Annotated in this window: 16 protein-coding genes; 1 reads left to right on the forward strand and 15 read right to left on the reverse strand. The window is 72.1% G+C overall.

Annotated features, from left to right (window positions below):
* Window positions 1-227: 227 nt before the first annotated feature.
* The 8 genes from EDM22_RS12465 to glmS all read right to left on the reverse strand — a co-directional run bounded on the left by EDM22_RS12465 (window position 228) and on the right by glmS (window position 7,129).
* A complete protein-coding gene (locus EDM22_RS12465) occupies window positions 228-611 on the reverse strand; it encodes a DUF4190 domain-containing protein (RefSeq protein ID WP_122937407.1) in 384 nt (127 codons plus the stop codon).
* Between the two features lie 160 nt (window positions 612-771).
* Window positions 772-1,824, reverse strand: a complete 1,053-nt coding sequence (gene tsaD, locus EDM22_RS12470) for a tRNA (adenosine(37)-N6)-threonylcarbamoyltransferase complex transferase subunit TsaD (RefSeq protein ID WP_122937409.1) — start codon at window positions 1,822-1,824, stop codon at window positions 772-774.
* Window positions 1,821-2,324, reverse strand: coding sequence for a ribosomal protein S18-alanine N-acetyltransferase (gene rimI, locus EDM22_RS12475; RefSeq protein ID WP_122937412.1), 504 nt, complete (start codon window positions 2,322-2,324; stop codon window positions 1,821-1,823). The genes tsaD and rimI overlap by 4 nt, the downstream gene beginning before the upstream one ends.
* Window positions 2,321-2,941, reverse strand: a complete 621-nt coding sequence (gene tsaB, locus EDM22_RS12480; RefSeq protein ID WP_122937414.1) for a tRNA (adenosine(37)-N6)-threonylcarbamoyltransferase complex dimerization subunit type 1 TsaB — start codon at window positions 2,939-2,941, stop codon at window positions 2,321-2,323. The genes rimI and tsaB overlap by 4 nt, the downstream gene beginning before the upstream one ends.
* Before the next feature lie 97 nt (window positions 2,942-3,038).
* Complete coding sequence (gene tsaE / locus EDM22_RS12485) at window positions 3,039-3,611, reverse strand: tRNA (adenosine(37)-N6)-threonylcarbamoyltransferase complex ATPase subunit type 1 TsaE (RefSeq protein WP_122937416.1); 573 nt, start codon at window positions 3,609-3,611, stop codon at window positions 3,039-3,041.
* Entirely contained in the window at window positions 3,611-4,750 is a 1,140-nt protein-coding gene (gene alr / locus EDM22_RS12490; RefSeq protein WP_122937418.1) for an alanine racemase, read from the reverse strand. The genes tsaE and alr overlap by 1 nt, the downstream gene beginning before the upstream one ends.
* On the reverse strand, window positions 4,747-5,154 hold the full coding sequence (locus tag EDM22_RS12495) for a holo-ACP synthase (protein ID WP_122937419.1): 408 nt from the start codon (window positions 5,152-5,154) through the stop codon (window positions 4,747-4,749). Before EDM22_RS12495 ends, alr begins: the two co-directional genes overlap by 4 nt.
* Before the next feature lie 124 nt (window positions 5,155-5,278).
* On the reverse strand, window positions 5,279-7,129 hold the full coding sequence (glmS, locus tag EDM22_RS12500; RefSeq protein ID WP_122937421.1) for a glutamine--fructose-6-phosphate transaminase (isomerizing): 1,851 nt from the start codon (window positions 7,127-7,129) through the stop codon (window positions 5,279-5,281).
* A gap of 84 nt (window positions 7,130-7,213) precedes the next feature.
* On the opposite strand from glmS, the gene coaA reads away from it, so the two are divergent.
* Window positions 7,214-8,170 (forward strand): type I pantothenate kinase, encoded by a 957-nt coding sequence (gene coaA, locus EDM22_RS12505; RefSeq protein ID WP_122937423.1) that lies wholly within the window; start codon window positions 7,214-7,216, stop codon window positions 8,168-8,170.
* 74 nt (window positions 8,171-8,244) lie between these two features.
* Here the strand turns inward: coaA and glmM are convergent, their stop codons facing one another.
* The 7 genes from glmM to rpsK form a co-directional block, all read right to left on the reverse strand.
* The gene (gene glmM, locus EDM22_RS12510) at window positions 8,245-9,606 is read right to left on the reverse strand and encodes a phosphoglucosamine mutase (protein ID WP_122937425.1); all 1,362 of its coding nucleotides are present in this window, start codon (window positions 9,604-9,606) and stop codon (window positions 8,245-8,247) included.
* 24 nt (window positions 9,607-9,630) lie between these two features.
* A complete protein-coding gene (gene rpsI, locus EDM22_RS12515) occupies window positions 9,631-10,116 on the reverse strand; it encodes a 30S ribosomal protein S9 (RefSeq protein WP_122937428.1) in 486 nt (161 codons plus the stop codon).
* A gap of 43 nt (window positions 10,117-10,159) precedes the next feature.
* Window positions 10,160-10,606, reverse strand: a complete 447-nt coding sequence (gene rplM / locus EDM22_RS12520) for a 50S ribosomal protein L13 (RefSeq protein WP_122937429.1) — start codon at window positions 10,604-10,606, stop codon at window positions 10,160-10,162.
* A 137-nt stretch (window positions 10,607-10,743) separates the two neighbouring features.
* A complete protein-coding gene (truA, locus tag EDM22_RS12525) occupies window positions 10,744-11,685 on the reverse strand; it encodes a tRNA pseudouridine(38-40) synthase TruA (RefSeq protein ID WP_122937430.1) in 942 nt (313 codons plus the stop codon).
* Between the two features lie 139 nt (window positions 11,686-11,824).
* Complete coding sequence (gene rplQ / locus EDM22_RS12530) at window positions 11,825-12,364, reverse strand: 50S ribosomal protein L17 (RefSeq protein WP_122937431.1); 540 nt, start codon at window positions 12,362-12,364, stop codon at window positions 11,825-11,827.
* 45 nt (window positions 12,365-12,409) lie between these two features.
* Complete coding sequence (locus EDM22_RS12535) at window positions 12,410-13,396, reverse strand: DNA-directed RNA polymerase subunit alpha (protein WP_122937432.1); 987 nt, start codon at window positions 13,394-13,396, stop codon at window positions 12,410-12,412.
* 174 nt (window positions 13,397-13,570) lie between these two features.
* On the reverse strand, window positions 13,571-13,969 hold the full coding sequence (gene rpsK, locus EDM22_RS12540) for a 30S ribosomal protein S11 (RefSeq protein WP_092668574.1): 399 nt from the start codon (window positions 13,967-13,969) through the stop codon (window positions 13,571-13,573).
* Between the last annotated feature and the right edge of the window lie 8 nt (window positions 13,970-13,977).

Consider the following 13,977-nt stretch of genomic DNA (forward strand, 5'->3'; position numbering starts at 1 on the left):
CGGGCGCCGGAGCGGGAGGCGGCGGCGCGACCGGCGGCACGGGCGCTGCGGGAGCGACCGGAGGCGCCGGCGGCGCGGGCTCGGGGGCGGGGGGTTCAGGCGGGACCGCCGGCTCCGGAGCCGGAGGCACCACCGGTTCGGCCGGAACGGCCGGCTCGGCGGGAACCTGGGGCTCCTCTGGGTTGTTCGGATCGCTCATGGCAGAGCCTCCTCTCGGCGCGTACCGATCAGTAGGTGGTGACGGTGCCGCTCGAGACGGCGGCGCTGAAGATCGCGATCCACACGATGCCGACGATGATGCCCGCGACGAGGCCGAGGTAGCCGAGCACGAGCCCGGCGATCGCGAGGCCGCGGCCCTGCTCACCGGTCTTCTTGATCTGGCTCAGGGCGATGTGCCCCGTGATGATCGCCACGAGCGAGATGAAGAACGCCGAGACGAGCGACACGATCGCGAGCACGTTGGTCTTCGGCCCGGCGGGAGCCGCTGCGTAGGCGGGGGCGGCCGGTGCGGCCGGTGCGGGCGCGTACGCCGGAGCCGCGGGCGGAGCAGGCGGTGCCGGCTGCGTGGGGGGGACGGGCGGGACGGACGGCTGGTCGGACGGGTCGGTCATGATGTGGTTTCCCCTCAGAAATGGTGATTGCGGTGCGGCTCCGCCATGCTGGCAGCGGCCGCGCACGGTGTCAACGACCGGCGAGGCGTGGCGCCGCGATGCTCACACTAGCGCTCACAGGGAACTCCCTGCATCGGACCAAGGTCACCTCGGGTCACGCTCACATCTGGATGTCGGTCACCGGAAGCGTCGAGTCGGCGCCGAATCCGAGGCCAGAGGGCTCGTGTCCGGCCATGATGAGCCGGGCGCCGAGCGCCGCGATCATGGCGCCGTTGTCGGTGCAGAGCGACAGCGGCGGGATGCGCAGCGCGATGCCCGCGGCATCCGCTCGCGCTTCGGCCACTTCGCGGAGGCGCCGATTCGCGACCACGCCGCCGCCGAGCAGGAGCCTCGGCACGCCGAGGTCGGCGCACGCGGCGATCGCCTTGTCGACGAGCACGTCGACGACGGCCTCGCGGAAGCTCGCCGCCACGTCGGCGAGGGGCACCGGCTCGCCCGACGCCTCTCGCTGCTCGACCCACCGCGCGACGGCGGTCTTCAGCCCCGAGAACGAGAAGTCGTACCGGTGCCGCTCGAGGTCGTTCGCACGGGTCAGTCCGCGCGGGAAGCGGATTGCGTCGGGGTCGCCGCCGACCGCGGCGCGGTCGATCTCGGGCCCGCCGGGATAGGGCAGCCCGAGCAGTCGCGCGACCTTGTCGAAGGCCTCGCCCGCGGCGTCGTCGATGGTCTCGCCGAGCAGCTCGACGTCGGAGTCCAGGTCGCGCACGAGCAGCAGCGAGGTGTGCCCGCCCGAGACGAGCAGCGCCACCGTGGGGGTCGCGAGCGGCTCGTCGTCGCCGAGCAGGTCGGCGCCGACGTGCCCCACGAGGTGGTTGACGGCGTAGATCGGCACCTCGAGCGAGAGGGAGAGCGCCTTCGCGGCGCCGACGCCCACCATGAGCGCACCGGCGAGGCCGGGCCCGCTGGTGACCGCGACGGCGTCGAGGTCGTCGAGGGTGACGGACGCCTCGGCGAGCGCCGCCCGGATGGTGGGGCCGAGCGCCTCGAGGTGGGCGCGCGCGGCGACCTCGGGCACGACGCCGCCGTAGCGTGCGTGCTCCTCCATCGAGGAGGCGATGGCGTTGGCGAGGAGCGTCGTGCCGCGCACGATGCCCACGCCGGTCTCGTCGCACGAGGTCTCGATGCCGAGCACGAGGGGTGCGTCGCGGTTCATCGGGCGGCTCCCTCGGCGTCGGCGGGCATGGTCACGGCCGGAGGCACGTCGAGCCGCATCGTGATCGCGTCGACGCCGTCGGGCTGGTAGTAGCCGCGGCGCACCCCGATCTGCACGAAGCCGAGCGATTCGTAGAGCGACTGCGCGACGGGGTTGTCGGCCCGCACCTCGAGGAAGAGCTCCGTGGCCCGTCGACGCCGCGCCTCGTCGATGAGGGCGTGCATGAGGGCGCGGCCGAGGCCCGCGCCGCGGTGGTCGGCCGCGACCGCGATGGTCTGGATGTCGCCCTGGCCGGAGCCCGCGGGCGCGAGCAGGCCCGCGTAGGCGAGGACCTCGCGGGGAAGCGCGTCGTCGACCACGACGAGGTAGTAGGTGTGGGCGCCGTCGAGCTCGTGGCGCATCATGTCGGCGGGCCACGCATCGGTGGCGAACACGGTGCGTTCGATGGCCATGATGCCGTCCAGGTCGGCAGCGCCCGCCCGCCGGAGCAGGATGCTCATCGGCTCACCCGCTTCGGGGTCGACAACGTCACGTCGGGGGCGCGGAGGTAGAGCGGCTCATCGGCGCAGACCGGCAGGCGACCGGCGGCGAACGCCAGCTCGGCGATCATGCCCAGCGCGCCGGCCGGCACGCGGGTCGCGTCGAGGCGGATGCCGCGGGGCGGCGCGACGGCGTCCCGGGGGGCGAGTGCGGGGCCGGTGGCGCGCACGGGGAGCCCATCGGCGTCGAGCCCGTCGTACTCGCTCACGGCGGACTCGCGTCGGCGCGCGTCGGTCACGACCTGCAGCGTGCCCGCACCGCCCGCGGTGTACCAGGCCCACGCGACGGCGTCGTGGCTCACCACGGGGACGACGGGGCGCGCGATGCCGAGCGCGAAGGCTCGGGCTGCGGCGATACCGACGCGCAGGCCCGTGAACGGTCCCGGGCCCATTCCCGAGACGACGCCCGACAGGGCGTGGGGTCGCACTCCCGCCTCGGCGAGGGCGTCGCGGATGAATCCGCCCACGACCTCGGCGTGGCGCATCGTGTCGTCGGTGCCGACCTCGGCCAGCACGCCGCCGTCGCGGTCGACCACGGCGACGCTCGTGCCCGTGGAGGTGTCGATCGCGAGGAGCATGCGTCCAGCCTACGTGGCCGCGGCGGGGCCCTGCCCGGCCTCCGGTCGGTCGGCGGCGGGGTCGACAGCAGGGTCGGGAGCGGCGTCGACAGCGGGGTCAGTGACCGGCTGCCGGCGTCCGGCGTCCGGCGTCGGGCTCGGCGTCCGCGGCGAAGCGCGTGCCGGCCCAGCGGGGTCCGTGTCCCACGACGGTCACGCTGCGGGGCTCGTCGGCGTCGAGTTCGTCGTCGCCGGATGCCGCGCCGCCGGGGCCCGGAGCCGCGGCATCCGGCGCCCCCTGCCGCTCGCCGCCCCGGGCGCGCTCGATGACGACGTCGAGCCACGAGTCGCTGACGCCGTCGAGCAGGCCCGCACCCCACTCGACCACCACGACCGAGCGCGCGAAGTCGAGGTCGAGGTCCTCGAGCTCGGCCGCGCCGCCCAGGCGGTAGGCATCCACGTGCACGAGCGGAGCGCCGCCGACGAGGCTCGGGTGCGTGCGCGCCAGCACGAACGTGGGACTCTGCACCGCGCCGCGCACGCCGAGCGCCTCGCCGATCCCGCGGGTGAGCGTGGTCTTGCCGGCGCCGAGCGGACCCGTGAGCACGACGAGGTCGCCCGCACGGAGCAGCGCGCCGAGTTCGCGGCCGAGGTCCTCCATGGCGGCGGTGCTCGGGACGTCGAGGCGCATCAGCGCTCCCCCGTGTGGCGGCGCGGCACCCGTGGGCCGACGCGGGTGACGATCTCGTAGCCGATCGTCTCGGCGGCCTCGCCCCACTCGTCGGCCGAGGGCGCGCCCGAGGCGGGATCGCCGAACAGCACCACCGGGTCGCCCACGGCCACCTCGTCGTCGCCGACGTCGACGAGGAACTGGTCCATCGCGATGCGTCCGACGACCGGGCGTCGGCGCCCGCGCAGGAACACCTCGGCGCGACCGGAGGCCTGCCTCGGCACGCCGTCGGCGTACCCGAGCGGTACGAGCGCGAGCGTCGTCGCGCGATCGGCCCGCCACGTGTGGCCGTACGACACCCCGTCGCCCGCCGCCACCCGCCGCACCGCCGCGACCCGGCCCTGCAGGGTCATCGCGGGCCGCAGGCCGAGCTCGGCCGCCGTCGTGCCGTCGCCGAACGGCGGGATGCCGTACATGCCGATGCCGATGCGCACGAGGTCGAGGCGCGCCTCGGGGAAGCGGACGGCCGCCGCCGACGACGCCAGGTGCCGCACGTCGGGACGCAGCCCCGCGGCCTCGGCGAGCTCGACGCCGCGCAGGAACGCCTCGAGCTGCGCGGCGTCCTCCTCGGGCGAGGTGTTCGCGAGGTGGCTGAAGACGCCGCGCACCCGCACGAGCCCCTCGCGTTCGAGGCGCGCCGCCTCCGCGACCGCATGGGGCCACTCGGCTCGGGGGATGCCGTTGCGCGACAGGCCGGTGTCGAGCTTGAGGTGCACGTCGGCGACGCGACCGGCGGATGCCGTGGCATCCGCCACCGCGTGGAGCTGCCCCGTCGACGAGATGCCGAGCTCGACGCCGCGCTCGATCGGCACACGGAAGGACGCGCCGGGGTCGTGCAGCCACGCGAGCACCCGCGCGTCGATGCCGGCTCCGCGCAGGGCGAGGGCCTCGTCGATGTCGGCCACGCCGAGACGCAGCGCGCCCGCGTCGAGTGCAGCGCGCGCGACCGCGACCGCGCCGTGCCCGTAGGCGTCGGCCTTCACGACCGCCATCACGCCGGCGGGCGCGACGAGCTCGGCGAGGGCGCGAACGTTGTGCCGGATCGCATCGAGGTCGATCCGTGCCTCACGGAAGGCGCCGCCGGGCTCCGCGTCGCTCACGGGGTCACTCCGTCGGGTGCGCCATCCTCGAACGCGCGCCCCTCGAACGCGCGCCCCTCGAGCACCACGAAGGCGCTCGCGATGCCCGCGTCGTGGCTCATCGAGAGGTGCACCCGGTCGATGCCGAGCGCGCGCACGTGCTCGGCGAGGCCGCCCGACAGCGCGAAGTCGGGGTTGCCGTCGACGTCCTGCACGATGCGCATGTCGTGCCAGCGGATCACGGCGTGGCCGCCCAGCGCCTTGATGAGCGCCTCCTTGGCCGCGAAGCGTGCGGCGAGCGAGCGAGCGGGACGATCGCGGCGTTCGCTCTCGGCGAACAGGCGGATGCGCAGGCCCGGCGTGCGCTCGAGCGAACGCTCGAAGCGGGCGATGTCGACCACGTCGATGCCGATGCCCGCGATCATGTCGCATCCCTTTCGCACGTCGTCCGGCGGATCTCCCGTCGGGTCCTGAATTCGAGTCTGCCGCACGGAGCGGGCGGCGGCACGCTCGTCCCGAGGCCGACCGTGCCGCCGCGCGAGTCCGGGGCTACTCGACCGTGACCGACTTCGCGAGGTTGCGCGGCTGGTCGACGTCGAGGCCCTTCGCCTGCGCCAGTTCCATGGCGAAGATCTGCAGCGGCACGACCGCGAGGAGCGGCTCGAAGAGGGGCGCGGCGAGCGGGATGCGGAGCACCTCGTCGGCGAACGGCAGCACCGCGGCATCGCCCTCCTCGGCGATCGCGATGACCCGGGCGCCACGGGCTCGGATCTCCTGGATGTTCGAGACGACCTTCGGATGCAGGGTCGCCGAGCCGCGCGGGCTCGGGACGATGACGAACACGGGCTGCCCGGGCTCGATGAGCGCGATCGGCCCGTGCTTGAGCTCGCCCGCCGCGAAGCCCTCGGCGTGGATGTAGGCGAGCTCCTTGAGCTTCAGCGCACCCTCGAGGGCGATCGGGTAGCCGACGTGGCGGCCGAGGAAGAGCACCGAGCGGGTGTCCGCCATCCAGTGCGCGAGCTCGCCGACGTGCTCCGCCTCGCCGAGCACGGTCCGGATCTTCTCGGGCACCGACTGCAGCTCGGCGAGCTGCTTCCCGAGCTCCGTCTCCGAGAGCGTGCCGCGCACCCGCGCGAGGTGCAGCCCGAACAGGTACAGGGCGGCGATCTGGGCCACGAAGGCCTTCGTCGACGCGACCGCCACCTCGGGTCCCGCGTGCGTGTAGACCACGGCGTCGGACTCGCGCGGGATCGTCGCGCCCTGCGTGTTGCAGATCGAGATCGTGCGCGCGCCCATCTCGCGGGCGTACTTCACGGCCATGAGCGTGTCCATGGTCTCGCCCGACTGGCTGATCGAGATCACGAGGGTGCCCTCGTCGAGCACCGGCTCGCGGTAGCGGAACTCGTGGCTGAGCTCGACCTCGACGGGCACGCGGGCCCACTGCTCGATGGCGTACTTCGCGACCATGCCGGCATAGGCTGCCGTGCCGCACGCGATGACGGTGATGCGATGGATGGCGCGCAACTCGTCGTCGCCGAACGACTCGAGCTCGGGGATGTGCACCTGGCCGTCGACCACGCGACCCAGCAGCGTGTTCGCGACGGCCTCGGGCTGCTCCGAGACCTCCTTGCGCATGAAGGACGACCAGCCGCCCTTCTCCGCGGCGGACGCGTCCCACGCGACCTCGAAGGGCTCGACCTCGACGGGCTCGCCGTCGAAGTCGGTGACCGTCACCTCGTCGGCGGTGATCGCCACGATCTGGTCCTGGCCGATCGCCACGGCGCGCTTCGTGAACTCGACGAAGGCCGCGACATCCGAACCCAGGAAGTTCTCGCCCTCGCCGAGGCCGATCACGAGGGGCGAGTTGCGGCGGGCGCCGACGACCAGGCCCGGCTCGTTCCGGTGCACCGCGAGCAGCGTGAACGCGCCCTCGAAGCGGGAGACGATCGCCTGGAATGCGCTGCGCAGGTCGCCCGTGCGCCGGTACTCCCGGCCGAGCAGCACGGCCGCCACCTCGGTGTCGGTCTCGCTCTCGAACGCGAAGCCCTCGGCGAGCAGTTCGTCCTTCAGCTCGGAGAAGTTCTCGATGATGCCGTTGTGGATGAGGGCGAGGCGGCCGTCGTCGCCGAGGTGCGGGTGGGCGTTGCGGTCGGTGGGGCCGCCGTGCGTCGCCCAGCGGGTGTGCCCGATGCCGGTACCGCCCCGGTGGATCGGGTGGCGCTCGAGTTCGTCGGCGAGGACCTGGAGCTTGCCCGCGCGCTTCGCGGTCTCGATCTCGCCTTCGTCATCGATGACGGCGACGCCCGCCGAGTCGTAACCACGGTATTCGAGGCGACGCAGGCCACCCATGAGCACGTCGAGGCTGTTGCGCTCTCCGACGTATCCGACGATTCCACACATGCGCTCGATTGTATAGGCGGTCGACTGGGAGGCCGCCGCCGAGGGACGACCGGCCCCGGGGAGCCCCGACACTAGACTGCTGAGGTGCTTGAGCCGCAGCATCCGTCCGCGCACGCGGCCCACCTCACGCCGTTCATCGAGCTGGGTCGTGCCGACTGGGCGGCGCTCGCGCCCTCCATGCCCTCGCCGCTGCGCGAGACCGAGATCGTGCAGCTGCGCGGCCTGGGCGAGCCGCTCGACCCCACTGAGGTCGCGGAGGTGTACCTGCCGCTCAGCCGCCTGCTCAACCTCTACGTCGGCGGCACGAAGGCGCTCCACCAGGTCACGAGCGAGTTCCTGCGCGAGCAGGTCACGCCCACGCCGTTCGTCATCGGCGTCGCGGGCTCGGTGGCCGTCGGCAAGTCGACCATCGCCCGCCTCCTCCGCGAGCTCCTCGCCCGGTGGGAGCACACCCCACGGGTCGAGCTCGTGACCACCGACGGGTTCCTGTTCCCGAATGCGGAGCTCGAACGCCGCGGGCTCATGGCCCGCAAGGGCTTCCCCGAGTCCTACGACCGTCGGGCGCTGCTCCGGTTCGTGAGCGAGGTGAAGGCGGGCGCCGCCGAGGTGCGCGCGCCGTTCTACTCGCACCTCGCCTACGACATCGTCTCCGACGCGCAGATCACGGTGCGGCGTCCCGACGTGCTCATCGTCGAGGGGCTCAACGTGCTGCAGCCCGCGGCGGCGGGGCACAAGCTCGCGGTCAGCGACCTCTTCGACTTCACGATCTACGTCGATGCCCGCACGGGCGACATCGCGCGGTGGTACGAGGAGCGCTTCCTGAAGCTCCAGCGCGGCGCGTTCGCCAACCCGCGCTCCTACTTCCACCGGTACGCGAGCCTCACCGAGGACGAGGCCCGTGCGCGGGCGCGCTCGATCTGGCAGTCGATCAACGAGCCGAACCTGCTGCAGAACATCCGGCCGACGCGGTCGCGTGCGTCGCTCGTGCTGCGCAAGGACGCCGACCACGCGGTCTCGAGCGTGCTGCTCCGCAAGCTCTGAGCGACCCACGCGATCGACGAGCGGATGCCGCGGGGCGCTCCGATGCCGTCGGCCCGCCGTCGCCGCGGGGATCGCTACAGGCTGAGCCGCTCCCGGACGACTGCAGCGAGGCGCTCCGCCTGGGACTCCGCCGCGTGCTGGTCGGCGGCCTCCACCATGACGCGCACCATGGGCTCGGTGCCGGACGGACGCAGGAGCACTCGTCCCGTGTCGCCGAGTTCGGCCTCCACTGCGGCCACGGCTGCGGCGATCTCCGCATCGTCGGCGAGCGCGTGATGGTCGACGCCGCGCACGTTCACGAGCACCTGTGGGTACACGGTCATCACGCGGGCGAGTTCAGCGAGCGACCGGCCGGTGCGGGCCATCTCGGCGGCGAGGTGGAGCCCCGTGAGCACCCCGTCGCCCGTCGTGGCGAACTCGGTCATGATGACGTGTCCCGACTGCTCGCCGCCGAGGGCGTAGCCGCCCTCGGCGAGGGCCTCGAGCACGTAGCGGTCGCCGACCTTGGTCTCGATCACGCGGATGCCGTGCTCGGCCATCGCCCGCCGGAGGCCCAGGTTCGACATGACCGTCACGACGAGGGTGTCGTCGGTGAGGGTGCCGCGCTCGTGCATGGACACGGCGAGGATCGCCATGATGCGGTCGCCGTCGATGGTGTTGCCCTCGGCGTCGACGGCGAGGCAGCGGTCGGCGTCGCCGTCGTGCGCGATGCCGAGGTCGGCACCGTGCTCGAGCACTGCGGCCCGAACGTGCTCGAGGTGGGTCGAACCGACGCCGTCGTTGATGTTCATGCCGTCGGGGTCCGCCCCGATCACCACGACCTCGGCGCCGGCGTCCTTGAAGGTCTCGGGAGAGACCCCTGCGGCGGCGCCGTGGGCGCAGTCGAGCACGACCTTGATGCCGTCGAGGCGGTTGGGGAGCGTGCCGAGCAGGTGCACGACGTAGCGGTCCTCCGCGTCGGCGAAGCGGCGGATGCGGCCGACGCCGTCGCCGGTGGGCGCGAGCTTCTGCTTGCCGAGGAAGGACTCGATGCGGTCCTCGACCTCGTCGGGGAGCTTCGTGCCGCCGAACGAGAAGAACTTGATCCCGTTGTCGGGAGCGGGGTTGTGCGACGCGGAGATCATCACGCCGAAGTCGGCGCGGATGCTGTCGATCAGGAATGCCGTCGCGGGCGTCGGGAGCACGCCGGCGTCGAGCACGTCGACGCCCGAGCTCGCGAGGCCGGCCGAGACGGCGGCGGTGAGGAACTCACCGGAGACGCGCGGGTCGCGAGCGACGACCGCGACCGGTCGCCTGCCCGCAGCGCGCAGTTCGTCGGCGTGCCGTCCCTGCGTGAGCACGGCGGCAGCCGCCTGGGCGAGGCCCAGGGCCAGGTCAGCCGTGAGATCACGGTTGGCCAGGCCCCGGACCCCGTCGGTTCCGAAGAGCCGAGGCATCGAGAGAGCCAGTCCCCTCGCGCGTCAGCGCTTGGAGAACTGCGGCGCCTTGCGGGCCTTCTTGAGACCGGCCTTCTTGCGCTCGATGACGCGCGCGTCGCGCGTGAGGAAGCCGGCCTTCTTGAGGGTCGGGCGGTTGTTCTCGCGGTCGATCTCGTTGAGCGCACGCGCGATCGCGAGGCGCAGCGCGCCGGCCTGGCCCGAGGGGCCGCCGCCGGTGATCTTCGCGACCACGTCGTACGAGCCCGAGAGCTCGAGCACGGTGAACGGGTCGGTGATGAGCTGCTGGTGGAGCTTGTTCGGGAAGTAGTCCGCGAACTCACGGCCGTTGACCGTGATGCCGCCGGCGCCGGGGACGACGCGCACGCGGGCGATGGCCTGCTTGCGACGGCCGACGGCCGCGCCCGACACGTTGAGCACGGGACGGGGGGTGGTGGGGGCCGCCGAGGGGGTGCTCTCGGTGGTGTAGCTCTCGGGAGCCGCTTCGATCTGGTCTGCGATCTTCGCCATTTTGGTGTGAATCCTTATTTCGAGAACGTCGAGTGCGCCGGAGTTACTGGGCGACCTGGGTGAGGGTGTACGGCTTGGGCTGCTGAGCCGCGTGCGGGTGCTCCGGGCCGGCGTAGACCTTGAGCTTCTTCAGCTGGGCCCGGCCGAGCGAGTTCTTGGGGAGCATGCCGCGGATCGCCTTCTCGACGGCGCGGACGGGGTTCTTCTCGAGGAGCTCGGCGTAGCCGACCGCCTTGAGGCCACCCGGGTAGCCGGAGTGACGGTAGGCCTTCTTCTGCTCGAGCTTCTGGCCGGTGAGGGCGACCTTGTCGGCGTTCACGATGATGACGAAGTCGCCGCTGTCGAGGTGGTTCGCGAAGGTCGGCTTGTGCTTGCCGCGGAGGAGGGCGGCCGTGTGGCTGGCCAGGCGGCCGAGCACGATGTCGGTGGCGTCGATGACGACCCAGTCACGCTGGATCTCGGTCGCCTTGGGGGTGTAGGTGCGCGTCACGGAAGTGCTGCTTTCTGGTCGAGAGAGGGGTTCGTGAATCCCACTCCGGTGGGAGTTCGCTCGCGAAGCGAGGCGAACGCCCGGGTGGAGGGCTCATCTTCGGGTGCCGACGCAGATGGCGGCACCAAAGGGAAAGCTTAGCCGACGACCCCGTCGACGTGCAATTCGCGACGTGCGCGCGTCAGCGCCGCCCGAGCCTCGAGCTCGTGATCGTCGGGATAGCCGACCTCGGTGAGCACGAGTCCCTTGGCCGGCATCACCTTGAACGCGCTCGTCCGCTCGCCGGCCTCCATCAGCACGCGCGGGTCGCCGGCCTCGAGCTTGCCCTCCCCCACTGCGACGCAGGCCCCCACGAGCGCCCGCACCATCGAATGGCAGAAGGCGTCGGCCTGCAGGGATGCCACGAGCACGCCGTCGGCGGCGCGCTCCCATCGGTAGGCCTGGAGGGTGCGGATGGTCGTCGCGCCCTCGCGCGGGCGGCAGAACGCGGCGAAGTCGCCGAGTCCGAGGAGCGACCGCGCCGCGGCATCCATCGCAGCGACGTCGAGTTCGCGCGGAAACCACACCGTGCGGTTGCGATCGAGCGGGTTGCGGAGGGCCGCGGCATCCGCCACGCGGTACTCGTACCGCCGCCACGTCGCCGAGAAGCGGGCGTCGAATCCGTCGGGCGCGACGGCGGCTGCGGTGACGACGATATCGGCCTCGCTCGCACCGAGGATGCCCGAGAGCCTGCGCAGCAGCACGCCCGCAGGATCGCCCGTGGCGGCCGCATGCCCCCGCCGCGGCCGGGTGGCCGACGCGAACGCCACGCGCTCCACGTCGAAGTGGGCGACCTGGCCGAGGGCGTGCACGCCGGCGTCGGTGCGCCCGGCGACCGTGAGCTGCGGCGCCACGTGCTCATGACGGAAGAGGGTGGCGAGTGCCTGCTCGATCACGCCCTGCACGGTGCGCAGGCCGGGCTGGCGGCTCCAGCCCTTGAACCCGGTGCCGTCGTAGGCGATGCCGAGCCGGATGCGGACCGCGGATGCCGCCGCGCCGGCGTCGGGCGCGGCCGACTCGTCCGTCGCATGCTCGCTCACCCGACAAGCCTACGGGCGCCGCGCGGGCGCCGCTCGCTCTCGAACGGGATGCGGATGCCGTGGCGTGCCGCTGGCGCCCGCGACGCGGAAGGGCCCCGATGCGTGAACGCATCGGGGCCCTTCGAGTGTGGCGCGAGGACTACTTCGCGGCGACGGCCTCGGCCGACTCCTCCGACGCCTCGGAACCCGCGGCCTCGTCGACGGCGGCCTCGGCCTCGGTGACGACCTCCTCGGGCGTCTCCTCGACGACGGGCTCCTCGGCGGGGGCCTCGTCGGCGGCCGGAGCCGCGGCCGGCTTGGCGGCGCGCGTCTTCGGGGTCACCGGCTCGAGGACGAGCTCGATGACCGCCATGGGCGCGTTGTCGCCCTTGCGGTTGCCGATCTTCGTGATGCGGGTGTAGCCGCCCTCACGGTCGGCGACCTGCGGGGCGATGACCGCGAACAGCTCGTGGACGACGCTCTTGTCGCCGATCACGGCGAGGACGCGACGGCGTGCGTGCAGGTCGCCGCGCTTGCCGAACGTCACCAGACGCTCGGCGAGGGGACGCAGGCGCTTGGCCTTGGTCTCGGTGGTGGTGATGCGCTTGTGCGTGAACAGCGCGGCAGCGAGGTTCGCGAGCATCAGGCGCTCGTGCGCGGGTCCGCCTCCGAGGCGGGGGCCCTTCGTGGGCTTCGGCATGGTTCGTTCTCTCCAGTGGTGGGGGTTGGTGCGGCCCGGGGCGCGCTAGTTCTCGTCGTCGAAGCCCGTGTAGAAGTGGGCGCCGTCGAAGCCGGGGACCGAGTCCTTCAGCGACAGGCCCATCTCCGTGAGCTTGTCCTTGACCTCATCGACCGACTTCTGGCCGAAGTTGCGGATGTTCATGAGCTGCGACTCCGACAGGGCGACGAGCTCGGACACCGTGTTGATGCCCTCGCGCTTGAGGCAGTTGTAGCTCCGCACCGACAGGTCGAGGTCCTCGATCGGGATCGAGAGCTCGCTCGAGAGCACGGCGTCGACCGGCGCGGGGCCGATCTCGATGCCCTCTGCCGCCGTGTTGAGCTCGCGGGCGAGGCCGAACAGCTCGGTGAGCGTGCGACCCGCCGAGGCGATCGCGTCGCGCGGCGTGATGGCGGCCTTGGTCTCGACGTCGACCACGAGGCGGTCGAAGTCGGTGCGCTCGCCGGCACGGGTGGCCTCGACGCGGTAGGTGACCTTGAGGACCGGCGAGTAGATCGAGTCGACCGGGATCTGGCCGGCCTCGGAGTACTCGTTGCGGTTCTGGCTGGCCGAGACGTAGCCGCGGCCGCGCTCGATCGTGAGCTCGAGCTCGAACTTCGCCGAGTCGTTGAGCGTCGCGATCACGAGCTCGGGGTTGTGCACCTCGACGCCCGCCGGAGCGGAGATGTCGGCGGCGGTGACCTCACCGGCGCCCTGCTTGCGCAGGTAGGCGGTGATGGGCTCGTCGTGCTCGCTGGAGACGACCAGGTTCTTGATGTTGAGGATGATCTCGGTGACATCCTCCTTGACGCCCGGGACGGTCGAGAACTCGTGGAGCACGCCGTCGATGCGGATGCTCGTCACGGCCGCGCCGGGGATCGAGGAGAGGAGGGTGCGACGGAGCGAGTTCCCCAGGGTGTAACCGAAGCCCGGCTCGAGGGGCTCGATCACGAAACGCGAACGGAACTCCGAGATGTTCTCTTCGGTGAGCGTCGGACGCTGTGCGATCAGCACTGTGGATTCCTTTCGGCAGGGTGTCCGCTATATGACACCTGCGAGGTCGAGGATCTTGAGTTGTGAGAGAACGTGGGCGCCGGTCGAGTAGGCCCGTCAGGGCCGTATCGAGACCAGCGAGTGCGCGAGGCCTCGATACGGGCGCGGAGCGCCCTACCCGACCGACGGTGGGAACTAGACGCGGCGGCGCTTGGGCGGGCGGCATCCGTTGTGCGCCTGGGGCGTCACGTCGTTGATGCTGCCGACCTCGAGGCCCGCGGCCTGGAGGGAGCGGATCGCGGTCTCGCGGCCCGAGCCGGGGCCCTTGACGAAGACGTCGACCTTCTTCATGCCGTGCTCCTGCGCCTGGCGCGCGGCCGACTCGGCCGCGAGCTGTGCGGCGAACGGCGTCGACTTGCGCGAGCCCTTGAAGCCCACGCCGCCCGACGACGCCCAGCTGATCACGGCGCCGGTGGTGTCGGTGATCGAGACGATCGTGTTGTTGAACGTCGACTTGATGTGGGCCTGGCCCACGGCGATGTTCTTCTTTTCCTTCTTGCGCGGCTTGCGAGTAGCCGCCTTGGGTGCTGCCATTGGTGAAA

It is taken from the genome of Agromyces tardus, from assembly GCF_003710805.1.
Classification (GTDB): domain Bacteria; phylum Actinomycetota; class Actinomycetes; order Actinomycetales; family Microbacteriaceae; genus Agromyces; species Agromyces tardus.